The sequence below is a fragment of the Pseudomonas sp. NPDC078416 genome (assembly GCF_050268485.1).
Taxonomy (GTDB): Bacteria; Pseudomonadota; Gammaproteobacteria; order Pseudomonadales; family Pseudomonadaceae; genus Aquipseudomonas.
Map to the genome: position 1 here is coordinate 22,091 of NZ_JBNNGV010000003.1, position 21,959 is coordinate 44,049.

General features: G+C 58.8%; 19 protein-coding genes. 6 read left to right on the top strand and 13 right to left on the bottom strand.

The window, feature by feature from the left end; genetic code table 11:
- Nucleotides 1–372 precede the first annotated feature (372 nt).
- Complete coding sequence (locus ACQKEN_RS05665; protein WP_427684297.1) at nt 373–2,139, top strand: methyl-accepting chemotaxis protein; 1,767 nt, start codon at nt 373–375, stop codon at nt 2,137–2,139.
- Nucleotides 2,136–3,632 carry a chemotaxis protein CheW gene (locus ACQKEN_RS05670; RefSeq protein ID WP_427684298.1) on the top strand — a complete coding sequence of 499 codons (1,497 nt, stop codon included), beginning with the start codon at nt 2,136–2,138 and terminating at the stop codon, nt 3,630–3,632. Before ACQKEN_RS05665 ends, ACQKEN_RS05670 begins: the two co-directional genes overlap by 4 nt.
- Nucleotides 3,633–3,725: 93 nt before the next feature.
- Here the strand turns inward: ACQKEN_RS05670 and accB are convergent, their stop codons facing one another.
- From accB to ACQKEN_RS05705, 7 genes are all read right to left on the bottom strand, one after another.
- On the bottom strand, nt 3,726–4,160 hold the full coding sequence (gene accB, locus ACQKEN_RS05675) for an acetyl-CoA carboxylase biotin carboxyl carrier protein (RefSeq protein WP_427684299.1): 435 nt from the start codon (nt 4,158–4,160) through the stop codon (nt 3,726–3,728).
- Nucleotides 4,161–4,219: 59 nt separating this feature from the next.
- Nucleotides 4,220–5,563, bottom strand: coding sequence for an MFS transporter (locus ACQKEN_RS05680; protein ID WP_427684300.1), 1,344 nt, complete (start codon nt 5,561–5,563; stop codon nt 4,220–4,222).
- A gap of 217 nt (nt 5,564–5,780) precedes the next feature.
- A complete protein-coding gene (locus ACQKEN_RS05685; RefSeq protein ID WP_427684301.1) occupies nt 5,781–6,572 on the bottom strand; it encodes a LamB/YcsF family protein in 792 nt (263 codons plus the stop codon).
- Nucleotides 6,565–7,506, bottom strand: coding sequence for a biotin-dependent carboxyltransferase family protein (locus ACQKEN_RS05690; RefSeq protein ID WP_427684302.1), 942 nt, complete (start codon nt 7,504–7,506; stop codon nt 6,565–6,567). Before ACQKEN_RS05690 ends, ACQKEN_RS05685 begins: the two co-directional genes overlap by 8 nt.
- Entirely contained in the window at nt 7,503–8,282 is a 780-nt protein-coding gene (locus tag ACQKEN_RS05695; RefSeq protein WP_427684304.1) for a 5-oxoprolinase subunit B family protein, read from the bottom strand. The genes ACQKEN_RS05690 and ACQKEN_RS05695 overlap by 4 nt, the downstream gene beginning before the upstream one ends.
- A gap of 160 nt (nt 8,283–8,442) precedes the next feature.
- Nucleotides 8,443–8,868 (bottom strand): VOC family protein, encoded by a 426-nt coding sequence (locus ACQKEN_RS05700; RefSeq protein WP_427684305.1) that lies wholly within the window; start codon nt 8,866–8,868, stop codon nt 8,443–8,445.
- 409 nt (nt 8,869–9,277) lie between these two features.
- Nucleotides 9,278–10,522 (bottom strand): acyl-CoA dehydrogenase family protein, encoded by a 1,245-nt coding sequence (locus ACQKEN_RS05705; RefSeq protein WP_427684306.1) that lies wholly within the window; start codon nt 10,520–10,522, stop codon nt 9,278–9,280.
- Nucleotides 10,523–10,921: 399 nt separating this feature from the next.
- Here ACQKEN_RS05705 and sfnG point away from each other — a divergent pair, with 399 nt between their 5' ends.
- Entirely contained in the window at nt 10,922–12,022 is a 1,101-nt protein-coding gene (gene sfnG, locus ACQKEN_RS05710; RefSeq protein WP_427684307.1) for a dimethylsulfone monooxygenase SfnG, read from the top strand.
- Here the strand turns inward: sfnG and ACQKEN_RS05715 are convergent.
- On the bottom strand, nt 11,987–13,168 hold the full coding sequence (locus ACQKEN_RS05715) for an MFS transporter (protein WP_427684308.1): 1,182 nt from the start codon (nt 13,166–13,168) through the stop codon (nt 11,987–11,989). The two genes, sfnG and ACQKEN_RS05715, sit on opposite strands and share 36 nt — an antisense overlap.
- A gap of 228 nt (nt 13,169–13,396) precedes the next feature.
- Between ACQKEN_RS05715 and ACQKEN_RS05720 the strand changes: the two genes are divergently transcribed.
- Nucleotides 13,397–13,855, top strand: a complete 459-nt coding sequence (locus ACQKEN_RS05720) for a winged helix-turn-helix transcriptional regulator (RefSeq protein ID WP_427684309.1) — start codon at nt 13,397–13,399, stop codon at nt 13,853–13,855.
- A gap of 94 nt (nt 13,856–13,949) precedes the next feature.
- Here ACQKEN_RS05720 and ACQKEN_RS05725 read toward each other — a convergent pair whose 3' ends face one another.
- The 4 genes from ACQKEN_RS05725 to araD1 form a co-directional block, all read right to left on the bottom strand.
- Nucleotides 13,950–15,530 carry an aldehyde dehydrogenase (NADP(+)) gene (locus ACQKEN_RS05725; protein ID WP_427684310.1) on the bottom strand — a complete coding sequence of 527 codons (1,581 nt, stop codon included), beginning with the start codon at nt 15,528–15,530 and terminating at the stop codon, nt 13,950–13,952.
- Nucleotides 15,531–15,646: 116 nt separating this feature from the next.
- Entirely contained in the window at nt 15,647–17,203 is a 1,557-nt protein-coding gene (locus ACQKEN_RS05730) for a UxaA family hydrolase (protein WP_427684311.1), read from the bottom strand.
- A 56-nt stretch (nt 17,204–17,259) separates the two neighbouring features.
- A complete protein-coding gene (locus tag ACQKEN_RS05735; protein WP_427684313.1) occupies nt 17,260–18,579 on the bottom strand; it encodes an MFS transporter in 1,320 nt (439 codons plus the stop codon).
- A gap of 69 nt (nt 18,580–18,648) precedes the next feature.
- Nucleotides 18,649–19,647, bottom strand: coding sequence for an AraD1 family protein (gene araD1, locus ACQKEN_RS05740; RefSeq protein WP_427684314.1), 999 nt, complete (start codon nt 19,645–19,647; stop codon nt 18,649–18,651).
- A 103-nt stretch (nt 19,648–19,750) separates the two neighbouring features.
- On the opposite strand from araD1, the gene ACQKEN_RS05745 reads away from it, so the two are divergent.
- Nucleotides 19,751–20,695: a LysR family transcriptional regulator gene (locus ACQKEN_RS05745; RefSeq protein WP_427684316.1), complete on the top strand. Its 945-nt coding sequence runs from the start codon at nt 19,751–19,753 to the stop codon at nt 20,693–20,695.
- A 98-nt stretch (nt 20,696–20,793) separates the two neighbouring features.
- Here the strand turns inward: ACQKEN_RS05745 and ACQKEN_RS05750 are convergent, their stop codons facing one another.
- Nucleotides 20,794–21,252 carry a GNAT family N-acetyltransferase gene (locus ACQKEN_RS05750; RefSeq protein ID WP_427684318.1) on the bottom strand — a complete coding sequence of 153 codons (459 nt, stop codon included), beginning with the start codon at nt 21,250–21,252 and terminating at the stop codon, nt 20,794–20,796.
- Nucleotides 21,253–21,528: 276 nt separating this feature from the next.
- Between ACQKEN_RS05750 and ACQKEN_RS05755 the strand changes: the two genes are divergently transcribed.
- Nucleotides 21,529–21,897 (top strand): histone-like nucleoid-structuring protein, MvaT/MvaU family, encoded by a 369-nt coding sequence (locus ACQKEN_RS05755; protein ID WP_265385464.1) that lies wholly within the window; start codon nt 21,529–21,531, stop codon nt 21,895–21,897.
- The last annotated feature ends 62 nt before the right edge of the window (nt 21,898–21,959 follow it).

The window sequence follows — 21,959 nt, forward strand, 5'->3', positions numbered from 1 at the left end:
AGTGAGGCTTTCCCATGGTCTCGCCATGCCCTGGTGGTGCGCCGACCCGCACGGAATGTCGCTCAATGGCGCGGCGGGAGCGACGACACTACCACGGGCTGGACAGGCAAACCGAACGTATCAGCAGGGACTTGCTCTTCGCACAGAAGGTTCAAACTTGTACAAGATTAAATAAATGTACAACCTTGCCTAAAGTTTATCGCAACTGCTGCCGATCGATTATCTGAAACGTTAAATCAAAGACGAGCACCCGTGAGTCTGGCCTGAGCGCGCCTCTGTTTGAGGCGTCTCATAAACAGTGAGCAGCGGTTGCCTATCGCTTTCAGGGAAGGAGCCCCGCCCACTCAACATCATTTTTTGCGGACCTGCCCCATGAACAATAAATCCAATGCGACTGCCGAACTTGCCCAGACCGGCGCCGACCTGAACTCCCTCCTCAGCGCTATCGACCGCTCCCAAGCCGTGATCGAATTCGATCTGCAGGGCAATGTGCTGTATGCCAACCAGAATTTTCTCGATTGCATGGGCTACGATCTCGAAGAGATTCGAGGGCGCCATCACCGGCTGTTCTGTATGCCTGACTATGCGACGAGCAAGGAATACCTGATGTTCTGGGAGAAGCTGGGCACCGGCAAGTTTGACGCCGGCCAGTACCAGCGTCAGGCCAAGGACGGGCGGCAGATCTGGCTGCAGGCCACCTACAACCCGGTGATGGACAACAACGGCAAGCCATTCAAGATCGTCAAATTTGCCAGCGATGTCACGCAAGTGCGCAATCGCAATGCCGAGTGGGAAAGCAAAATCGAGGCGATCGAGCGCTCCCAGGCATTGATCGAGTTCACACCTGAAGGTTACGTGTTGAACGCCAACAGCAAGTTCCTCTCGGCCATGGGCTACACCCTGGAAGAAGTCGTGGGCCAGCATCACCGCATGTTTTGTGAACCCGAATACGCGGCTTCCCTGGCGTACCGCGAGTTCTGGGAGAAACTCGGCAAGGGCGAGTACGACGCCAACGAATACAAGCGCCTGAACAAAGACGGTCAGGATGTCTGGATTCAAGCGTCCTACAACCCGATTCTTGACGCCCAAGGGCAGACCTACAAAATCGTCAAGTTCGCCACAGACGTCACCGAGACTAAACTTCGCACGATGGAACACGAAGGCAAGGTCAACGCCATTAACCGCGCCCAGGGCGTGATCGAGTTCGACCTGAGCGGCAATATTCTCTCGGCCAACGCTAACTTTCTGGATCTGGTGGGTTACCGGATGGAGGAATTGAAAGGCCGGCATCATTCGCTGTTTTGCGAACCCGAATACGTCAAGACCACGCCCTATCGTGAGTTCTGGGGCGCGCTGAGCAGCGGCAAGTTCTTCACCGGGCGCTTCATGCGCATCAGCAAATACGGTCAGAAAATCTGGATTCAGGCCACGTATAACCCGGTTTTCAATGCCGTGGGGCAACCGTACAAGGTGGTCAAGTTTGCCACCGACATTACCGCGCAGGTTGAGCTGGAAGAAGCCATTGAAGCCAAGACCCAGGCGATGGATGAGTCCGTCACGCGGCTGATGGAGGCCATCGCCGAAGTGGTCAAAACCACTGGCGACGCCAACGATCAGGCACGCATTACCCAGGATGAAGCCCAGCGCGGTTCCCAGACCCTCAACGAGGCGTCCGCGGCGATGGACACCATCGGCAAATCGGCAGAAGACATCCAGGAAATCATCGAGGTGATCAGTACGATCGCCGGCCAGACCAATATGCTCGCGTTCAACGCCGCGATTGAAGCGGCGCGGGCGGGTGAACATGGTCTGGGCTTTTCAGTGGTGGCCGACGAAGTGCGCAAGCTGGCGGAGAAGTCCTCCCAGGCCACCACCAAAATCAACAAATTGATTCAGGAGACGGTCCGCCGCATCAATTCCGGCAGCGAGATATCCCGCAGCGCAGGCAGCGCGTTCGAGCGGATCGTTGCCGGGGTCGAGAAGACCAATGGTGCGATGACGACCATCGGCGCGGCCACTCAGGAACAGCACCATCTGGCTGAGCGGGTCGCTGAACTGATCGGCGAGCTCAACCGCATCAAGCTGGCGACCGGTCTGGGCAAGGGCTTGAGCGCCCCGGGCCAGGTTGAAAGCCTATGAGCGACGCCCTGGCTTTTGGGGTAGTCAAGCTGGGCGGGCTGGAAGTCGCCATTGATGCCCAGGCACTGGAGCAGGTGATCAACTGGCCCAGCCGGCTGCAGCCTCACCCGCTGCAAGGTGGTGCCTTGCTCGGCATGTTCAGCCTGCGCGGGAAGGCGCTGCCACTGATCGAGCTGCGCTCATTGCTCGGTGAGCATGACCTCTCCCGGCACGACCCGCTGGAGATGGTTGCCATCGTCAACCATCAAGGCCGGCGCCTGGGCATTGCGGTCAGCGGCGTCAGTGACGTGATGAAAGTCGAGGCGCGAAACCTGTGCCGTCTCGGCGGAGAGGGCACCGCGGTTGCGCTGCTGCCGGAACTTGCGATGCTCGAAAATGAGCGAATGATTTACCGGCTCGATCTGGATGCGCTGTGTGGTTTGCCTCAGGTGATGACGGCGCACTCTGGGGACGAGGGCCACTCGGTGCAGACCCAGGATCAATCCCGGGCGCTGCATCACTTGTTGTTGTTTGAGTGCGAAGGAAAGCGCTATGCCGTGGACGCGAAAGCGATTACCGAGCTGGTGGATCGACCGGACATGCTGCCCAGCAAGCTGGGGGGCGACTATTGCCTGGGCGTGGTCAACCGACGTGGCGTTGATGTGCCTGCGTTGAGCCTGAACCGGGTACTGGGCATTGATTGCCCGGCGACGGCGACGGCGACGGCGCAGGCCCGGAACCAGTTGCTGGTATTGACTTCGCGAGAAGGCTACAGCGTCGGTGTGGTCTATGACCGAATGATCTCGATCGTGCGCAAGCGTCCTCATGAAATCCTGCCGTTGCCCCGCTATGGGTTGCGAGAGCCTGCGCTGTTTGCCGGGGTTGTCGGGCTGGAGAACGGAGAACAGGCTTTATTGCTTGAACACAGCGCGTTGCTGGAGCGCAAGGAGACCCTGAGTTTTGCCAGGATCTATCAAACCAGTCCGCCCAATCAGGAAACGTTGGGCTCTCGTCTGGCGCAGATGAGCCAGACGTGCCTGATGTTCCAGGCCGCTCAGCCGTTCGTGGTGCCGCTGGATCAAGTCTTGGAAATCCTGGATATGCCCGAGCACTTTGTCCGGTTTGCGCAACAGGAGACCCATTTGCTGGGCAGTTTCAATCTGCGTGGCGAGCAGATTCCGCTGGTCTGCCTGAGCAGTCTGGTCGCCGGCACAACGCCTTCCGGCAATACGCTGGAGCGGGTACTGCTGGTCAAGGGCGAGTTGAACAGTTTCGGGCTGGTGGTCAACCGGACCGACTCCATAGAAACCTTCACCCACCCGGCCTCCGAGCATCCCGAGGGTTGGGAGCAAAGCGTGCGCGTCAGGGGGTCGATCAACGACCGCATGCGCAGCCTGGTGAGTATCGGCAAGGGTGATCAGGTGCGCTGGATGACACTGATCAATCTGAGCAACGTGGTCAAAGGGCTGGAAAAGGCCGAGGCTCAGGAAGACACCCAACGCCGCGCCGGCTGAGCCTGATACGTTCAGGCTCAGCTGTCGAGTTCCATCGATGAAGACACCCGTTCGCAGTTTTAGAGACTTCACTCATTCCGATCTACCCGTCGCTCAGACGATGTTGAACAGCGGCTGGCCGTATTCAACGGGCTGACCGTCTTCGACCATGATCGCCTCAATGACTCCGCTGCAGGTTGCCTCCACTGTATTCATCATTTTCATGGCTTCCACGATGCACAGGACGTCGCCTTTTGCGACGCACTGGCCAATCTCGACAAACGCTGCCGAGGTCGCTGATGATCTGCGGTAGAACACACCCACCAGCGGGGCCGAAATAACGGTGCCGGTATTCGTCGGCTCCGCCTGTTCGGGCAAAGGCACTGGTGGGTGCTGTGCAACCTGCCGCGCAGAGACCGCGGGGGCATCGTCGACGGCTTTATGGTCACGACGAACACGGACCCGATTGTTGCCTTCTTTTAAATCGATCTCCGCCAGGCTTGATCCCTCGATCAGCTTGATCAGATCTTTGAGTTTTTCAATGTCCACGGTGCTTCAACCTTGTGTAATGGGCAGCGTCTCGAACAGGGCTCGGCCGTCGTACCGGATTATCTGAGCAGATTGCCCCTGGATGTCTCACGCAACGTGAGAATAGCCAGCAGTGCACAGACCGCAGCGCCCGCCATGAAATAGCCCGGTACCAGTAGATTGCCTGTCTTGGTGATGATTGAAGTGACCACGTAAGGGGTGATGCCACCGCCTAGAATTGCGCCCAGGTTGATGCTGATCGCCATGGCCGTGTAACGCACACGTGTCGGAAATTGTTCCGCGTAAGTAGGGTATCCAACCGATTGAACGATCGGCATAGGCAGAGTGGCGACAAACATCGCCAGTGCAGCGATCCAGAGGCTACCGCTGTCCATGAGGATCATCATGGGTATCACCAGAATGGCGTAGCCCAGGAAGCCGATGCTCAGTGCTTTCCTGCGACCTATGCGGTCTGACAAACCACCCCAGAACGGCATCATCGCCGCCATGCACAGGCCGATCACTGCAATCACCCAGTAGACTTTGGATTTGTCGAAATGCAGGTAGGTCGTGAGGTAGATGTTCATGAACACCATCCCGATGAAGTAACCCGCATTCTGCGCAGAGGCGAATACGATGACCCGGAGCAGTGCCGGCAGGTTTTTACTGAACACCTCTTTGACCGGCGCAGCCGGTGGCTTCTCCTTTTCCAGGAAGGCTTTGAATTCCGGTGTTTCTTCAACGTTGTGCCGCATGTAAAACGAAAACATCACCAGCGGGATGGAGAGGAAGAACGGTATACGCCAGCCCCATGCCTGTAATTGCTCGGCACTGAGCAGGCCCGTGGTGATACCGCAGACAATTGCGCCGGTGGCGCCACCCACGGCAACGCCCAGGGGGGTGAATGAACCGAAAAAACCGCGTCGTCCGTTTGGCGAAGATTCCGCCACAAATGCCGCTGCGCCTACCACTTCGCCACCGGCGAAGAAGCCTTGAAACAGTCGCAGCAGCACCAGCAGGACAGGGGCCGCGAGGCCGATTTGTGCGGTGGTGGGCAACACGCCAATCAGCGCAGTGGCGGTGCCCATCCCGATTACGGTGCTGAGCAGCACCCGACGTCGACCGATACGATCAGCAAGACGACCTAGCAGCACGCCGCCTATCGGGCGGATGACAAACGCTATGCCGAACACCGCCAACGTGGCGAGGAGGGCGGCGGCGGCGTTGTCACCGGGAAAAAACAAAGGCGCGATGATGGTCGCCATGTAGCCGTAGATGCTGAATTCATAGTATTCAACGGCCGTGCCGGTGGCCGAAGCCAAGGCTGCGCGCTTGGCAATGACGGTCGACTGCGTTGCGCTGGCGGTGGCGTGTGAATCGACCTCTATGTGCGGCAAGTGCGTTTCAGACAGAACACGAGACATAAATACCTTCCACTCTGGCCGATGGCCAAAAGAGTTATGTGGCAGAGGGGCCTGCCTTGAAAGTGACGTGCTGAGAACCTACAGTGCACCGTTCATCCGGGCCTTAACGCCTGGAAGTTTCATGGTTGCCTGATCTGCGCTCAGACGAAGTTTTAAGCTCGGCAGTTAAAACGAAGGGTTTGAATCACGGGGCATGGCTGTTTCCTTTTTATTATGTTTAAACGGCGTGGGCGGGTACTGAAGTGTTCCTGCGGGTGGGTGCTTGAATGGTGACACCGTCTTTGAGCAACGCCTGCCGGATCGCACGGGCAAACGCTGCCGCACCAGGCTGGTCGCCGTGTATGCAAAGCGTGTGTGCGTTAACCGGTATCCAGGTCCCTTGGCGGGTGCGCACCTGGCCTGAATGCAGCATGCTCATGACTTGATCGATAGCATCGTGGAGGTTTTCGATCATTGCACCGGGTTTGCCCCGGGGCGTCAGTGTTCCGTCCTCCTGGTAGCTGCGGTCGGCAAACACCTCCTGTGCCACGCTCAAACCACAGGCGTGGGCCGCAGTGATCAAGGCGCTTCCCGACAAGCCAAAAAGAATCAGGCCCGGATCGATGTCCTTGACTGCCCTGCAGATTGCGTCGGCAGTGGGGCGGTGTACCGCTGCGAAGTTGTAAAGCGCACCGTGGGGCTTGACGTGGCGCAGTTCTACGTTGGCCGCTTTGGTAAAGCCCAGCAACGCACCGACTTGGTAAACGATGAGTTCGTACACCTCATCCTCGGACAGGGTCATCATCCGGCGACCGAAACCTTGCAGGTCGTCAAAGCCGGGATGGGCACCGATTGCCACACCCAGCCTGGCTGCCAGCGCCACGGTTGAGCGCATTGAACGCGAATCCCCGGCGTGAAAGCCGCAGGCGATATTGGCAGAGGTCAGGTGGGGAAGAATCGCCGCATCGTCGCCCGCGCGGTAAATGCTGAAACCCTCGCCAAGGTCGCTGTTGAAATCTATTTCAGGCATTGAAGGCCTCCATTGCTTTAAGCCTGCGAGCGCGGGTGAGCAGCAATGCTTCGGCGGCGGTTAAATCTATAAGAGAGAACCGCAACTTATCGCCCGGCAGCAACTGCGCCAGCCGGGGCAGATCAACGCTGGCTACTTGGGCGATCCGTGGGTATCCGCCGGTCGTTTGTCGGTCTGCCATCAAGATCACCGGCTTGCCGCTGGGTGGCACCTGTACGGTGCCGAACGCAACACTCTCCGATAACAGCTCTTTGGGCGATGACAGCGTCAGCGCCTTGCCATCGAGTCGGTAACCCATACGGTCCGAGTCACCGCTCAAGGTGTAGTCATGGTTCACGAAGTGCTCTTGGGACTCGGCGCAAAAGTCCATCCATTCTCGACCCGCTATCACTCTTATCGGCTCGCAGTCGACCGCCTCATAAAGCCCAAAGCTGGAGCGGGGATTAAGGCGTCGCGGATTGGCAAACGATGAGCATATGGGAATCAAATCGCCGGCCTGCAGCGCGCGGCCGCGCAGCCCGCCGAACCCGCCCCGGGAATAGGTGCTGGTGCTGTTCATCAGCGGTTGCAGCAAAAAGCCACCGGCCACCGCCAGGTAACTGCGGGCGCCCTGTCGCCGTTTGCCGAAACTCAAGACACTGCCTGGAGATACCCGCGCTGCTACGCCGGGCCTGAGCGGAAGTGCATCCAGCTCGGCACCGAGGTCGGCGCCGGCGAGCGCAATCACGGCTTTGGCCTGAAAGTGCAACGTCGGGCCCTGGAGGGTCATTTCCAGTGTGCTGAAGGTGCGAGGATTGCCAACCAGGAGGTTGCACAGGGCATGCGCATCCTCATCCATCACACCGCTCACGGGTACGCCCCAATGCTGGAACCCGTGCCTTCCGGTGTCCTGGAACGTTGAGAGCAGGCCGGGTTTGATTACCTTGATGGTCACTTCGCGTTCTCCCCAGCCAACAGATCAAACTCATGTCGGGTAATGGGTATAAATCGAATCTGGTCGCCGCCCTGCAAAAGACACGGCGGCTCACTCAGCGGGGAGAACATCGGCAGCGGTGTGCGACCTATGAGGTTCCAGCCGCCAGGAAGATCAGCCGGGTAAATCACACTTTGTCGGTTGGCGATGCCGATGCTGCCCTGCCTGACCAGCGTGCGCGGTGTCGTGCGACGCGGCAGCGACAGGGCGCTATCGTGCATACCGATGTAGGGATGGCCGGGCGCGAAGCCAACCATCAACACATCCAGCCAGTCGGCCGTGTGAGCGGCGACGACTTCGTTGGCGGTCAGGCCGCAGGCCTGCGCGATGTCTTCAAGGTCCGGGGCATATTCCGTGTCGTAGCACACGGGAATGTCGAGTCGGTTGCCGATCGTTGCGCGAGCATCGTGTGCGTCGTTGAGACGCTTACACACAAGTGTGCAGATCGATTCGTAAGGCGACGCACCGGGGAACAGGCTGGCAACTGACTCTGGAGAGTAATGAATGCCGACGGTCACCATCGCAGATACAACATCCGTAACGCCCAGCAGTTGGCCTTGAGCGCTCAGGGCACGTAATTGACTGCCGACTGAGGCGGCCTGGCGGTTGAGGTCAATGGAAAATACGCTACCCAATACCAGGATCACGCAGCGATCACCGCATGGCTCGAACTGCCATTTAGCGGGGGAAATAGGCGCCCTTGGCGGCTCATCCAAAATGCGACCGAGCTCGGACATAGTGTTCTCTATCCTCATGCGGCAGGCTAGGCATCGGCCAGGCGCGCGCAGCGAGACAGAGAAAGCACGAGCTTTCACAGGTATCGGGCGCTACTCAGCAAGGCTTCACGGCTTGATGGCGCGCCGTCGCTCTACAGGCGACGGTCGCTTGAGCAACAGATTACTTAGCGAACAGCTGACTCATATCCTTGAACGCCTTGAACTCCAGAGCGTTGCCGCACGGGTCGAAGAGAAACATGGTGGCCTGCTCGCCTACCTGGCCTTTGAAGCGAATGTAGGGTTCGATCACAAACTGCGTGCCGCGCGCTTTCAAGCGTTCTGCCAGGGCTTCCCATTGCGCCCACTCCAGGATGATGCCGAAGTGCGGAACGGGTACGTCGTGACCGTCTACCGGGTTGCTGTGCACGCTTTCCTGGGAAGCCGTCTTGGGGTGCTCATGGATGACCAACTGATGGCCATAGAAGTCGAAGTCTACCCAATGGTCGCTTGAGCGACCTTCGGAAAGACCGAATACCTCACCGTAGAAGTGGCGTGTGGCGGCCAGATCGTAGACGGGAATTGCCAGATGGAAAGGGGAGAGGCTCACGGTGAATTCCTATTGATTTGTTTTGATCTGAATCAATTCTTATCCGGAAACCCTGCGGTTGAAAGCGCATATTCTGTGTTCTGAGCACGAATAATTTCGATGAGTCGCGGGGTTTTAGAAGGTTTAGCACCATCGTTGTTCATGTCGCACCATAAAGGCTCGCTTTGCGGCTGAAATGCACGTGTAACCAGGATTGACTATTCGAACGATGCATGTGTGCGAACGGCATTACACTGCACCAAGAACGCAGCCTCGGAAGACATTGAGCAGCGCTTTGCATGCCCGCGACAGGCAGTCCGTATTCGGCTCTACGGTGATGAAGCCACGCGTTGGCAGCCCTATGCCGCAGGAGACTCAACGCCGCGCCGGCTGAGCCAGATACGTTCGGGGGCTTGGGTCGGGTCGTCGTTTACTGCGGCCTGGCTTTCGGCTCTCCCTGTCCGATTTGCCAGACATAGGGTGGCTCGGTGCCGTTGATACTCCAGTCACCGACGATCCTCGCTTTGTAAATAAGCGGGTTATGGGACGCGACGGTACGTGCGTTACGCCAGTGTCTATCCAGTGCTTTGTTGATGCTGATGCCTGAGGCGCCGAGCGCATTAAACAGGTCGGTCGCTGCCCGCAGAATAAGGTCAGAAACAACGACCTGTGCTTTCGCCGTTTCGATTTCCGCTGCAATGTTCGCCGTTCGCTCTGCCTCGGCATTGCCCGAAAAGCGAGCTTCATAGGCTTGCTGCAAGGGCCTTGCAGAGCGAAGGGTGGTGGCCTGTGCAGCGTAGACCTGCGCGGAAATCTGACCGACCACCTGCTGGATCTGAACATCGGCGCTCACGCGGGTGGCATTGCCGTGGCTGTAAACACGCGTGCGCTCGCGGATCTGCTGGGTAATGTCGCGTTCTATCGCCCGACCTGTGCCCGCCAACACGGCGAGCAATACCAGTTGATAGAACGCGGTTTGATATTTGAAACGGTTTTCGAAGGGGATGATGTGTGTGGCGGGAACCGGAACATTAGTGAACACCGAGGTCCCGCTGCCCGTAGTGCGTTGTCCAAAACCGTCCCAATCATCACTTTGCTGTACACCGGCGTGACGGGCATCCACCACTGCAATGATGTCCGCACCCGTGTCTGAGCGCTGCGCGTATACGTCGATCCAGTCAGAAAATAGACTGCCGGTGCTGTAGTATTTTTTTCCGCTTAAAAGAAACTGCGCTCCGTCCGGAGTCGCTTGGGTGATGACTTCACCGAGCTTTACATCGCCTGTTTCTGTCCAGGCGTTACCCACTAAATCGCCTTCAACGAAGCGCTTAAACCATGTGTCGCGTTCAGGCGTTGCAGGCGAATTCAGTTGATCTTCCGCGAAGGCAAAATGGCCGCGCAGAGATTGCGGAATGTTTGAGTCGGCTTCGGCCAGTTCGATCAGCAACTGGAACAGTTGCTCAACAGACGCGCCGGCGCCGCCATATTCTATGGGCACTCGGACAGCGCCGAACCCCGCCTGCTTGAGCCACTTAATAGGTTCGTAAGGGAGACTTCGAGCGTTTTCTCGCTCAACGGTGCCCGCTGCAATGTGCTGGAACAGCGGCCGAAAACGATTAGCCAGTGCTTCGTAGTCGGTACCCAGAGAAAGCGGATTGTTTGGCGTGTCAGGCATGGGGAAATCCCGTGATGATGAAAGCTGTCCGGTGCTGGCGGCTGTGATACACCCGCTTTGCATGCTCCATGCCGAACGATATCGCGCCGATTATTCTCGGTGAATCCGTTGAATGAGCGGGCACAACTGTTGATGCATCAACGGTTGTGTTGTTTCGCTGGCTGTCTTGCGACAGCGTTTCGCAGCGTGCGGGAAACACAACTGTTTGCCTGGAAACACCTGTTCAGCAAAACGTTGTTTGCCGACAGGTCTAAATCCCGTGACCCGGTCGCTAACCCTTTGAAATGGCTGTAAATAAACAACTGGCACAGTTGCTGCTATTTCCACTTCAGGAAGGTGTTCAAACCGTACCTGGCGACCACGCCGGGCGGCTCCCTTGCTCTATCTGGAGATCGGTAGATGAGTCAGAACGCAATCAAATTCGCATACTGGGTACCAAACGTCAGCGGCGGTTTGGTCGTCAGTAAGATCGAACAACGCACCCACTGGGGCATCGAGTACAACCGCAAGCTGGCGCAAATTGCCGAGCAATCGGGCTTTGAATACGGGCTCACGCAAATCCGTTTCACGGCCGGTTACGGCGCCGATAATCAGCATGAGTCCGTTGCGTTCAGCCATGCATTGCTGGCAGCGACCGAGAAACTCAAGGTGATCGCCGCCATCCTTCCCGGGCCCTGGACGCCCGCCGTCGTTGCCAAGCAACTGGCGACGATCGATCAACTGACGGCCGGCCGTGTGGCGATCAACATTGTCAGTGGCTGGTTCAAAGGTGAATTCCAAGCCATTGGTGAGCCATGGCTGGAGCATGACGAGCGCTACCGTCGTTCGGAAGAGTTCATCCAGGCGTTGAAAGGCATCTGGACAACCGACAATTTCACCTTCAAAGGCGATTTCTATCGCTTCCACAATTACACATTGCGTCCGAAACCGATTCAGCAACCCCATCCTGAAATCTTTCAGGGCGGCAGCTCCCGCGCCGCCCGCGACATGGCTGCACGGGTGTCTGACTGGTACTTCACCAATGGCAACACGGTAGAGGGCATCAAGGCGCAGGTGGATGATATCCGCGCGAAGGCAGCGGCCAACGGGCATTCCGTGAAGATCGGGGTCAACGCCTTCATCATTGCTCGCGAAACCGAAGAGCAAGCTCGCGCGGTGCTTCAGGACATCATCGATCAGGCTGATCCTGAAGCCGTGAATGCGTTCGGCGATGCGGCAAAACAGGCCGGTAAGGCCAGCCCTGAAGGCGAGGGCAATTGGGCCAAGTCCACGTTTGAAGACCTGGTTCAATACAACGACGGGTTTAAAACGAATCTGATTGGAACGCCGAAACAGATTGCGCAGCGCATTGTGGCGTTGAAAGCCGTAGGCGTGGATCTGGTGCTCTCGGCATTTCTGCACTTTCAGGAGGAAATCGCGTATTTCGGTGAACACGTACTGCCGCTGGTACGCGCGCTGGAGGCCTCACATCACACCGTTTCTGCTGCTCAAAGCGCATGAGGTACGGGTCACAAACCACAGGATCAGCGCGGCGGCGCTGATGCAAGCGCCCAGCAGGCTCACCGCAAACCATCCCCAGCGCGCATAGGTCTGGGTTGCAGCCACGGCGCCTGATGCGCTGCCGATCGAGTAGAAACACATGTAAGCCCCGACCATTCGACTTTGAGCATCGGGGCGCGCCGCAAAGATCAGGTTCTGACTGGTGACATGGACGGCCTGGACAGCGAAGTCGAGCAGGATCACGCCGCAGACGAAGGCCAGCAGTGACGTCTGCGCAAAGCTGATGGGCAACCAGGAAAACGTCAGCACGCCCAGAGCAACGCCGGTGACTCGCTGCCCCTGACCTTGATCGGCCCAGCGTCCTGCTCGTCTGGCGGCCAACGCACCTGCCACTCCGGCCAGACCGAACATGCCGATGACCGTGTGCGAAAGCGAGAGCGGCGGGGCGCTCAAGGGCAGCACCATCGCCGTCCACAACACCGAAAACGCCGCGAAGATGAGCAAGGCAAGCACCCCGCGTATTCTCAACACCGGCTCGCTGATCATCAGCTTGAAAACCGACCTGATCAGGTTCAGATAGGTGCCTGAGCCGCGGGGCGATGGGGAGTCGGGCAAGCTTTTGCGCAGCACGGCGCAGAGCGTGAGCATCAAGCCCGAGGACATGAAGTACACCGCGCGCCAGCCTGCCAGGTCCGCAACGATGCCTGAGGCAAAACGGGCCAGAAGAATCCCCAGCACAATGCCGCTGGTGACCGTGCCCACGATCTGCCCCCGTTGTGACGGCTCGGCAAGCACGGCGGCATAGGCGACCAGCACCTGAACGACCACGGCCGTCAAACCCACAACAATCAAGGCGCCCAGTAGCGCCGGCCAGGACGGCGACGCGCCGACTGCCGCCAGCGCGATGGCCGAAACGGCTGTCTGAACCAGCACCAACTTTTTGCGGTTGACCAGATCGCCCAATGGGACGATGAGCAGCAAACCCAGCGCATACCCGCCCTGAGTCGCCGTGACGACGACCCCGATCAGTCCTGCGTCAACGGCCAGACTCTCGGCCATGGCGTCGAGCAGGGGCTGGGCGAAATAGACGTTGGCAACCGCCAGCGCACAGGTGACCGATAGTAAAAGTATGAGCCACGGGGACATTGCCGGTTCTTGGGTGATGAGGTCTGGAGTCCGGTGCAGCCTGGATTGCGCTGGACAAGAGAGAGACAAGCGGTTCGATGCCGACCCAGTATCAACTGTCATAACCTGCTCCTTGCCGGTAGACTGGTTGCGATATGCAACTTGAATGGATTCTGGCCTAATCCTGTTTCAGTTTGCAACCAGATATTTCATTGCTCCACCTGACTCACGGTTCGGAAGGTAAAAAAAATGGTCGACCACGATTCGCCACACCGCCACGAGTGTCCGGTTGCAAGAGCCTTGGAGGTCATCGGTGATCGCTGGTCGTTGCTCATCATCCGCGACGCGTTTGACGATATTCGTCGATTCAGCGAATTTCAAAAGAGCCTGGGCGTGGCCAAGAATATTCTGGCGGCGCGCTTGAAGGCGCTGGTCGAGGTCGGGGTGTTCGAGATCTGTCCCGCGTCAGATGGGACTGCGTACAAGGAATACGTCCTCACCGAAAAGGGACGTGAAATATTTCCGATAGTCGTCAGCCTGCGTCAGTGGGGCGAACGTTTTCAGTTTGCACCCCATGAAACTCGCTCAGTGATGATGGACAGTGCAACCAGTCAGCCAGTGATGAGGATGGCGGTTCAATCTGCGAGTGGCGAGACCCTTGGCCCCTCTGATTGCTATCGGATCAGAGTCACGTCTGACGACGCCTGAATCTGGAAAACAGCGCGTTGCACCCACAGCTCGGCTGAGCCGCTGACAAAAACCGCCCGAATCGGGCGGTTTTTCATGGCTGCTCGACTTGCTGTCACAGCGCCCCATTCGTCTGTTGCCCATCCACCAACCGCTGAATCCCCAACGGGTTAGCGTCTTGCAGCGCAGGTGGCAGCAGGGCGTCCGGGTAATTCTGGAAGCATACCGGGCGCAGGAAGCGGTCAATGGCCAATGTCCCCACCGACGTCCCGCGGGCGTCCGATGTCGCCGGATAAGGTCCGCCATGCACCATGGTGTCTGTGACTTCCACCCCTGTCGGATAGCCATTCAACAGGATCCGTCCGACCTTCTCCTGTAACAGCTCGGTCAGCCAGCGGTAATCCATCAGCTCACCCGCCTCCCCGAGGACGGTGGCCGTCAGTTGCCCGCGCAGGCCATTGAGCGCTGCGGCCAGTTGCGCCTGGTCGGCAACTTCAATAACGATCGTGGCCGGCCCGAATACCTCTTCCTGGAGCAGTTCGTCACCGTTGAGCAGCAGGCTGACGTCGGCTTTGAACAGTTGCGGTTGGGCCTGTTTACCCTGCTGCGGACTTCCTGCCAGGTGCGTCACGCCCGGGTGAGCGAGCAAGTGCTGCAGCCCTTTGCTATAGCTGGCGAGTGCGCCGACGTTAAGCATGGTCTGCGCAGGTTGATCGTTCATTCGCGCTGTGAATCGCTCTAAAAACGCCGTGAAATCGACCGACTGCACGCCGATGATCAGCCCGGGGTTCGTGCAAAACTGCCCGCAACCCAGGGTTACCGAGGCGGCGAGCTCGTTGGCGATGCTGTCGCCACGCACCTTGAGGGCCTCGGGCAGGATGAACACCGGGTTGATGCTCGACATCTCGGCGAATACCGGAATCGGCTGGGGACGTTCCGCCGCCATCTTGCACAAGGCGTTGCCGCCTTTGAGAGAGCCGGTGAACCCCACGGCCTGGATCGATGGATGCTTGACCAGCCACTCGCCGACGCCTGCGCCGTAGATCATGTTGAACACACCGGCGGGCATACCGCTGCGCTCGGCGGCACGCATGATCGCGTCTGCGACCCATTCGGCGGTGGCCATGTGGCCGCTGTGCGCCTTAAACACCACCGGGCAGCCTGCCGCCAGGGCAGAGGCGGTATCACCCCCTGCCGTGGAAAACGCGAGAGGAAAGTTGCTCGCACCGAACACGGCGACCGGGCCCAAGGCGATCCGGAACTGACGCAAATCGGGGCGGGGCAGGGGTTTACGATCCGGCAAGGGGCGATCAATGCGCGCCCCGTAAAAGTCGCCACGCCGCAGCACCTCTGCGAACAGGCGCATCTGTCCGCTGGTGCGACCACGCTCGCCCTGAATACGCCCGGCAGGCAACGCCGTCTCACGGCAGACGGTGTTGACGAAGTCGTCGCCCAGGGCATCCAGCTCGTCAGCGATAGTGTCCAGAAATTCGGCGCGGCAGGAGGCTGGCAGATGGCGGTAAACCGGGTACGCAGCAGCGGCCGCTTTGGCTGCCGCGTCGACTTCATCCTGCGTCGCCTGGGTGAAATGACCTGGAAGGGCCTCGTTTGTGGTCGCATCAAAACTTTGCAACTGCACACTGCTGGCGCCGAGTCGCTGTCCACCGATGTAGTTCAGACCGAGAATCTGGGTCATGTCAGGGTTCCTGATGGGATGAGTGAATAAACGTCGAGGCTCGACACCCGCTAAATGAAGCGGCTCCGCATCGTGCGGGACGACGGGAGCCGGCGTGTCGAATTGAATGAAAGGTGTTAAGTGATCGCACCGATCTGCCACGGCACGAACTCGTTCTGGCCATAGCCATGCTGTTCGCTCTTGCTTTTGTCACCCGAGGCGATGCGCAGCATCATGCGGAAGATGTATTCGCCCCGTTCCTCGATGGTCATGGTGCCGTCGGCAATCCCACCGCAGTTGACGTCCATGTCTTCTTCCTGGGTTTCCCACAGACGGTTGTTGGTGGCGAGCTTGATGGACGGCGAGGGCGCACAGCCATACGCCGAACCTCGCCCGGTGGTGAAGGCAATCAGGTTGGCGCCGCCAGCGACCTGGCCGGTGGCGGAGATCGGGTCGTAGCCGGGGGTGTCCATGAACACCAGTCCATGTGCCGTGACGGTTTCAGCGTACTCGTAGACATCCACCAGATCGGTGGAGCCCGCCTTGGCGACGGCACCCAGGGATTTTTCCAGAATAGTGGTCAAGCCTCCGGCTTTGTTGCCCGCTGAAGGATTGTTGTTGAGTTCGGCGTCCATCCGCTTGCAATAGGCTTCCCACCAGTGAATGCGGGCGATGAGCTTTTCACCGACTGTCTGGCTGACGGCGCGGCGGGTCAGCAAATGCTCGGCGCCGTAGACCTCCGGCGTTTCCGACAGAATCGCGGTGCCACCTGCCGCGACGAGGCGATCGACGGCATTGCCCAACGCAGGGTTGGCCGTGATGCCCGAATAACCGTCCGATCCACCGCACTGCAGGCCGATGATCAGGTGCTTGGCGCTGACGGGCTCGCGTTTGACGTTGTTGGCTTCTGCCAGCAGTGACTTCACTTGGGCGATGCCGCTGGCAATGGTCTTCGACGTGCCGCCTGTGCCCTGAATGGTGAACGTGCGCAGCGAATGGCTGCTGGTCAGGCCCTGAGCCGCCAGCAGGTCGGGAATCTGGTTGGTCTCGCACCCCAGGCCGATCATAAGGACCGAGGCAAAGTTCGGGTGAACGGCATAGCCCCCCAACGTCCTGCGCAACATGGCCAGTGCCTCGCCACCCGGGTCGACGGCGCAGCCCACGCCGTGGGTGAGGGCGACCACGCCGTCGACATTGGGGTATTCAATCAGCGCCTCAGGGTGAATATCGCGGCGAAAATAGTCGGCAATCGCCCTCGCCACCGTGGCCGAGCAGTTGACCGAGGTCAGGATGCCGATGTAATTGCGGGTCGCCACACGGCCATCGGCGCGCACGATACCCATGAACGTCTCTGCGGTGGGTGCAGGACGGCCTTTGGCGTCGACACCAAACGCGTAGTCCCGAGAGAAATCGCCCATGGCGACGTTGTGGACATGCACGTGTTGTCCCGCTTCGATGGGCTGGCTGGCAAAGCCGATGATCTGACCGTAGCGGCGCACGGGTTGGCCCACGTCGATATGACGGGCCGCGACTTTGTGACCGGCAGGCACAGGCTCAAGCACCTCGATACCTTCGGCTTTAAGCGCCAGACCTTTGACCAGCGGTTGCCGCGCGATCAACACATCGTCCAGCGGGTTGAGTCTGATCACGGCATTGGCAGCGGTTTCGCTGCCTGTTGTAGTTATAAGCTGCATGACGATTGCCTCGGTTTATTCAGTGAGCGCAATGGGAGTGGAGCGTGCAGGGCAGGTCACGACAATCCACGTTCGCGGTAATCAATCAGACTGGAGAACAGCACCAATCCCAAGGCCATGGCGACGAAGAAAATCAGCGCCAGGAAGTACGAACCGGTGTATTGCACGATCAAGCCAATCAGGATGGGCACAATCACGCCGACCATGTTGCCGCAGAAGTTCATGCTGCCGCCCAGCACGCCCGCTTTGGACTGGCCGCCGAGGATGGCGGGCAGGCACCAGTACATGCCGCACCAACGGATGAAAAACAGCGCGACACACAGCAGCGAGATGACAACGACCGCGTCACTGCTATACGCCACGGCGAGAATGCACAGGGCGGCAATCGCCGCTGAGCCTGCGAACATGCTGCGCATGACGGTGTTGGGTTGACCGCCGGCCGCTTTCCATTTGTCGGCCACCCAGCCGCCAAACAGTTCGCCGATGAACCCGCACATGAAAATCAGAAAGGTCGCGCCGCCCATGGCCTTGATGTCCAGGTTATGGGCCTGGTGCAAGTAGCTCGGCATCCAGGTCAGCAGGCCGTAGAACACACTGTTGTAGCAAGCGAAGCCCGCGAACATGGCCAGCACGGAACGGCTCTTGAGCAATTCCTTGAGGATCGCCTTGCGCCCACCTGTGGCTTTTCTGGCTGCTTCATTGGCGTCAGTGATGTAGGCCAGTTCCGCAGCATTGACCTTGGGGTGTTCACTGGGCTGGTTTCTGATGTACCACCACGCCCACACACCCACAACCATGGTGCCCACGCCGGCGATGACGAATGCGATCCGCCAGGAGTCAAACCAAGTGATCAGTCCCGCAATGAGGATGGCACCCAATGCAGTGCCCAGCGGTGCGCCGCCATCGACGAGGGTTGCGCCGCGTCCGCGTTCATTGGGCGTCAGCCAGGCACCGTTGAGCTTGGCCCCGGCCGGCATGATGGGAGACTCTGCGACACCCAGCCCGATGCGCGTGATAAGCAGCGTGATCCAGTTGTGCGCGCCGCCAGCCAAGGCCTGGAACAGGCCCCACCCAATGGTGGCAATGCCGACAATGTTGCGGGTCTGGAAGCGGTCAAGCAGCATGCCGCCAGGGATCTGCATCAGCGCATACGACCAGAAGAACGCGCTGAGCATCAGACCTTCCAGCGCCGGCGTCATGTTGAAGTCAGCGGAGATCAACGGCAGCGCGACGGACAGCGAAGCCCGGTCGATGTAGTTGATGGCGGAGAGCAGCAGCAGGAGCAGAAAGATCCTCCACCGCACCGTGGTGGGACGGGCGCTCGCGGCGCTCGTCGAGGCAGTCGCCGTGACGACCTGTACATTGCCAGTGGTCATGTTCATCTCACTCTTATGTTTATTATGAAATGCATTCCTTGCTAACGGCCCGATCAGGGGCGTCACCCGTCACAGCGATTTTATGTCTCCGATGTTGAACGCCGAGGCGGCGACTTCGAGGGTGTTGCACAGCGGTTGTCCGAACTCGTTCATGCTGACTTCGAACCGGTCACCTGCTTGAGTTTTGACGTTGTCTGCAACGGAAAGGGTGGCCGTGCCGAAGAAGTGCACATGCACATCGCCCGGGCGCAGGAACTGTGTGTACTTGAAGTGGTGATACTCCAGGTTGTCCAGGCTGTGGCACATATTGTCCTCGCCGCTGAGAAACTCTTTCTCCCAGAGCACCTTGCCGTCGCGCCAGATCCGGCTGGTGCCCGCCAGGTGTCGGGGCAACTCACCGACGCGCAGCTCCGGCCCATAGGCGCAGTTACGCAGCTTGGAATGCGCCAGATACAGGTAATTGCGTCGCTCCATGACATGGTCGGAGAACTCGTTGCCCAAGGCGAAGCCCAGGCGGTACGGCGTGCCGTCATGGCCGATCACGTACAGGCCGGTCAGCTCGGGTTCTTCGCCCGCATCTTCGGCGAATTCGGGCGACTGGAACGCCTGGTTCGGGCGTACCACAATCGAACCGTCGCCCTTGTAGAACCATTCTGGCTGAACGCCCACAGCACCTGCCGCCGGACGGCCGCCATCGATACCCCATTGAAACATCTGAGCGGTGTCCGTCAGCGCAGCCTGATTGTCGGCTTTTTCCTGGTGCATCTTGTCCCGAGTCGAAGCGCTTCCCAGGTGCGTCAGGCCAGTGCCGCTGATCAGGCAGTGGGCCGGGTCTTCATGGTCCAGTGGCGGCAGGACGCGGTGGGTTTTCAGCAGTTGGGTATAACCTTCGGCACACAGTGAGGTGCCCGCGCTCTGTACTTCCTGCTGCAGGCTGTGGCCATTGGCAATGGCGGCAAGGGCAAGAGTGCGCGTGCTGGATATGCCGTTGACCACCTGAATCGAGTCGCCCTCGACCACGCCGACACGGCGCTGGCCCGCAGAATCTTCAAACTGGATTAAACGCATGGTGAGGCCTCGGCTTGTTGTTATGGTTGAGGCCACTTTAAATTTCCAGCCTGCTGCTGCCTAATGAGAGTTACGACCCGAGCGATAACCTTTAGGTATACCCATGCTGCCGTCCTTCTCATCCATGGTGTCTCGCCTGCGACTCAAGCAGCTGCGCCTGTTGATTGCCCTCGACGAGCATGGCTCGGTGCGCAAAGCGTCCGAGATCATGGCGTTGTCGCAACCGGGCGCGACCAAGGCATTGCAGGAAATCGAGACCGTTTTCGGCTCAAGCCTCTTCGAGCGCACGAGCAAGGGGCTGGAGGCCAACGATCTTGGCCGCTGCGTGATTCGTTATGCCCGCTTGATTCACACTGACCTTGAGCACCTGCGCGAAGAAATGGTCGGCATCCTCAAAGGGCAAGGCGGGCGCCTGGCCATCGGCACCATCATGGGCGCCGTGCCAACGCTGGTGGACAGCCTGGCGCGACTGCGCGACAAACAGCCGGAACTGTCGATCTCCATCGTCGAAGACACCAGTTCAAGGCTGTTGAGTTTGCTGGACCAGGGCAGGCTGGATGTCGCGATCTGCCGAACCAGCGTCAGCCCACGTCCAGGCGCTTATCAAACCCGCTTCCGCGCTCAGGAGCCGCTGGTGGTGGTGGCGAATCCGGCGCATCGCCTGGCACAGGCGCCGAAGCTGCAGTTGGACGACTTGATGGACAGCCGCTGGGTAGTCTTCCCGGTCAACATGCCCATGCGCTTGACGTTGGAGCGCGAGTTTCGCCAGTTGGGGCTGAGCTTTCCGCTTTATGCGATCGAAACCTCGTCGACCTTCACGACGTTGTCGTTATTGCTGAAGGATCCGAATCTGGTGGCCGTGATGCCGAACGACGTCGCCCAAATGGCGCTGGAGCACGGCATGTTGGTCAAACTGGCGCTGACGATTCAGTCCACCAGCGAGCCTTATGAAATCGTGACGCGATCGAATGTCGAGTACACGGCGTCGATGGTATTGCTGATCGAGGAGATGACGGGGGTGAGTCTGGGTTCATCAAAGGACGAGTAGGCTCGCCATCCATAAAGCATCAGCCTGGAAGGATGGGGTCTGGTTGAAAGCAACAGCTTGCAAGCTGAGCGGTGTTATCTGTGCGGTGCAGGGTAGGCCTAAAGCCTGCGCTGCATCAGCGAATGCTCTTTGCCCCAGGCACGAAATGACTTTAGATACTCCCATCCTCGGTTTGCGTAATAGTCACGTCGGTCCTGTGTGTGCAAATACAGTTTCTGATATCCGATTTCTTTTGCGTTAGAGCAGACCTCTGTAATGAGTTGTTCGGCCAAGCCACGCTTCCTGGCCGACGGAGCAACTAGGACACACGCAAGCCACGGGCCGAGTTCTGGGTGATCGGGCAAGTCGTGCTTGGCCAGGGCAGCTCCTCCGAGCAGTTGACCATTTTCCAGGGCGATCACGGTTCGCCAGTTCCCGTCGGTCTGGCCGTCTTTGAATTCTCGCTGCCAGTCAGGGAGCGCTTGGGTAGCGAATTCATACGCGAACTGTTCATGCAGCCACGATGCAAATGTGTCGCTATAGTTCATGTGATCACACAGCAAGACCGTCTGGAACATGTGATTAATCCTTGAGATGAGCAGATTTGCGGAGCCTGATTCAGGTGCGCGTGCTGCGTCGATACCCACGGCTCCCACAACGTAATTGTTGGAATTCAAGCCATCGCTCAGCGGTTTAGCGATGCCGAGCTGACAAAATAGTCATGGCAAGCCAGCCGGGCGATATCACTGTTGCGGCGCCAGCCGTTCGGCGGAGTGTTCAGGCAAACCAGGCGAATGACTGATTACCGGCGTTCGGCTAACATCGGTCCTATCAAACCGACCTTGGAGATTTATATGTCCCGCCTCGCAGAATTCCGCAAACTTGAACAACAACTCGCCGCCCAGCTTGCCGAACTTGAAACCCTGAAAAATGACAGCGGTTTGAAGAAAGAAATCGAATTTGAAACCAAACTGCGCGGCTTGCTCGGCGAGTACGGCTTCAGCTTGAGAGAGATAGTCGGCATTCTCGATCCCCAGGCAGCCAGCGGCCGGAAGTCTGCTCCAGTGGCTGCCGAGAAAAAGACACGTAAAGCCCGAGAGATGAAGGTATATAAAAACCCGCTGACAGGTGAGGTCGTAGAAACCAAGGGCGGCAACCACAAGCTTTTGAAAGCCTGGAAAGGCCAGTTCGGCGACGAGGTTGAGAACTGGTTGGTTAAATGACCCGGTGAAGCTGAAACAGCCGTCGTGAGACGGCTTTTTTATGACTGCGATTGCGCCCTGAC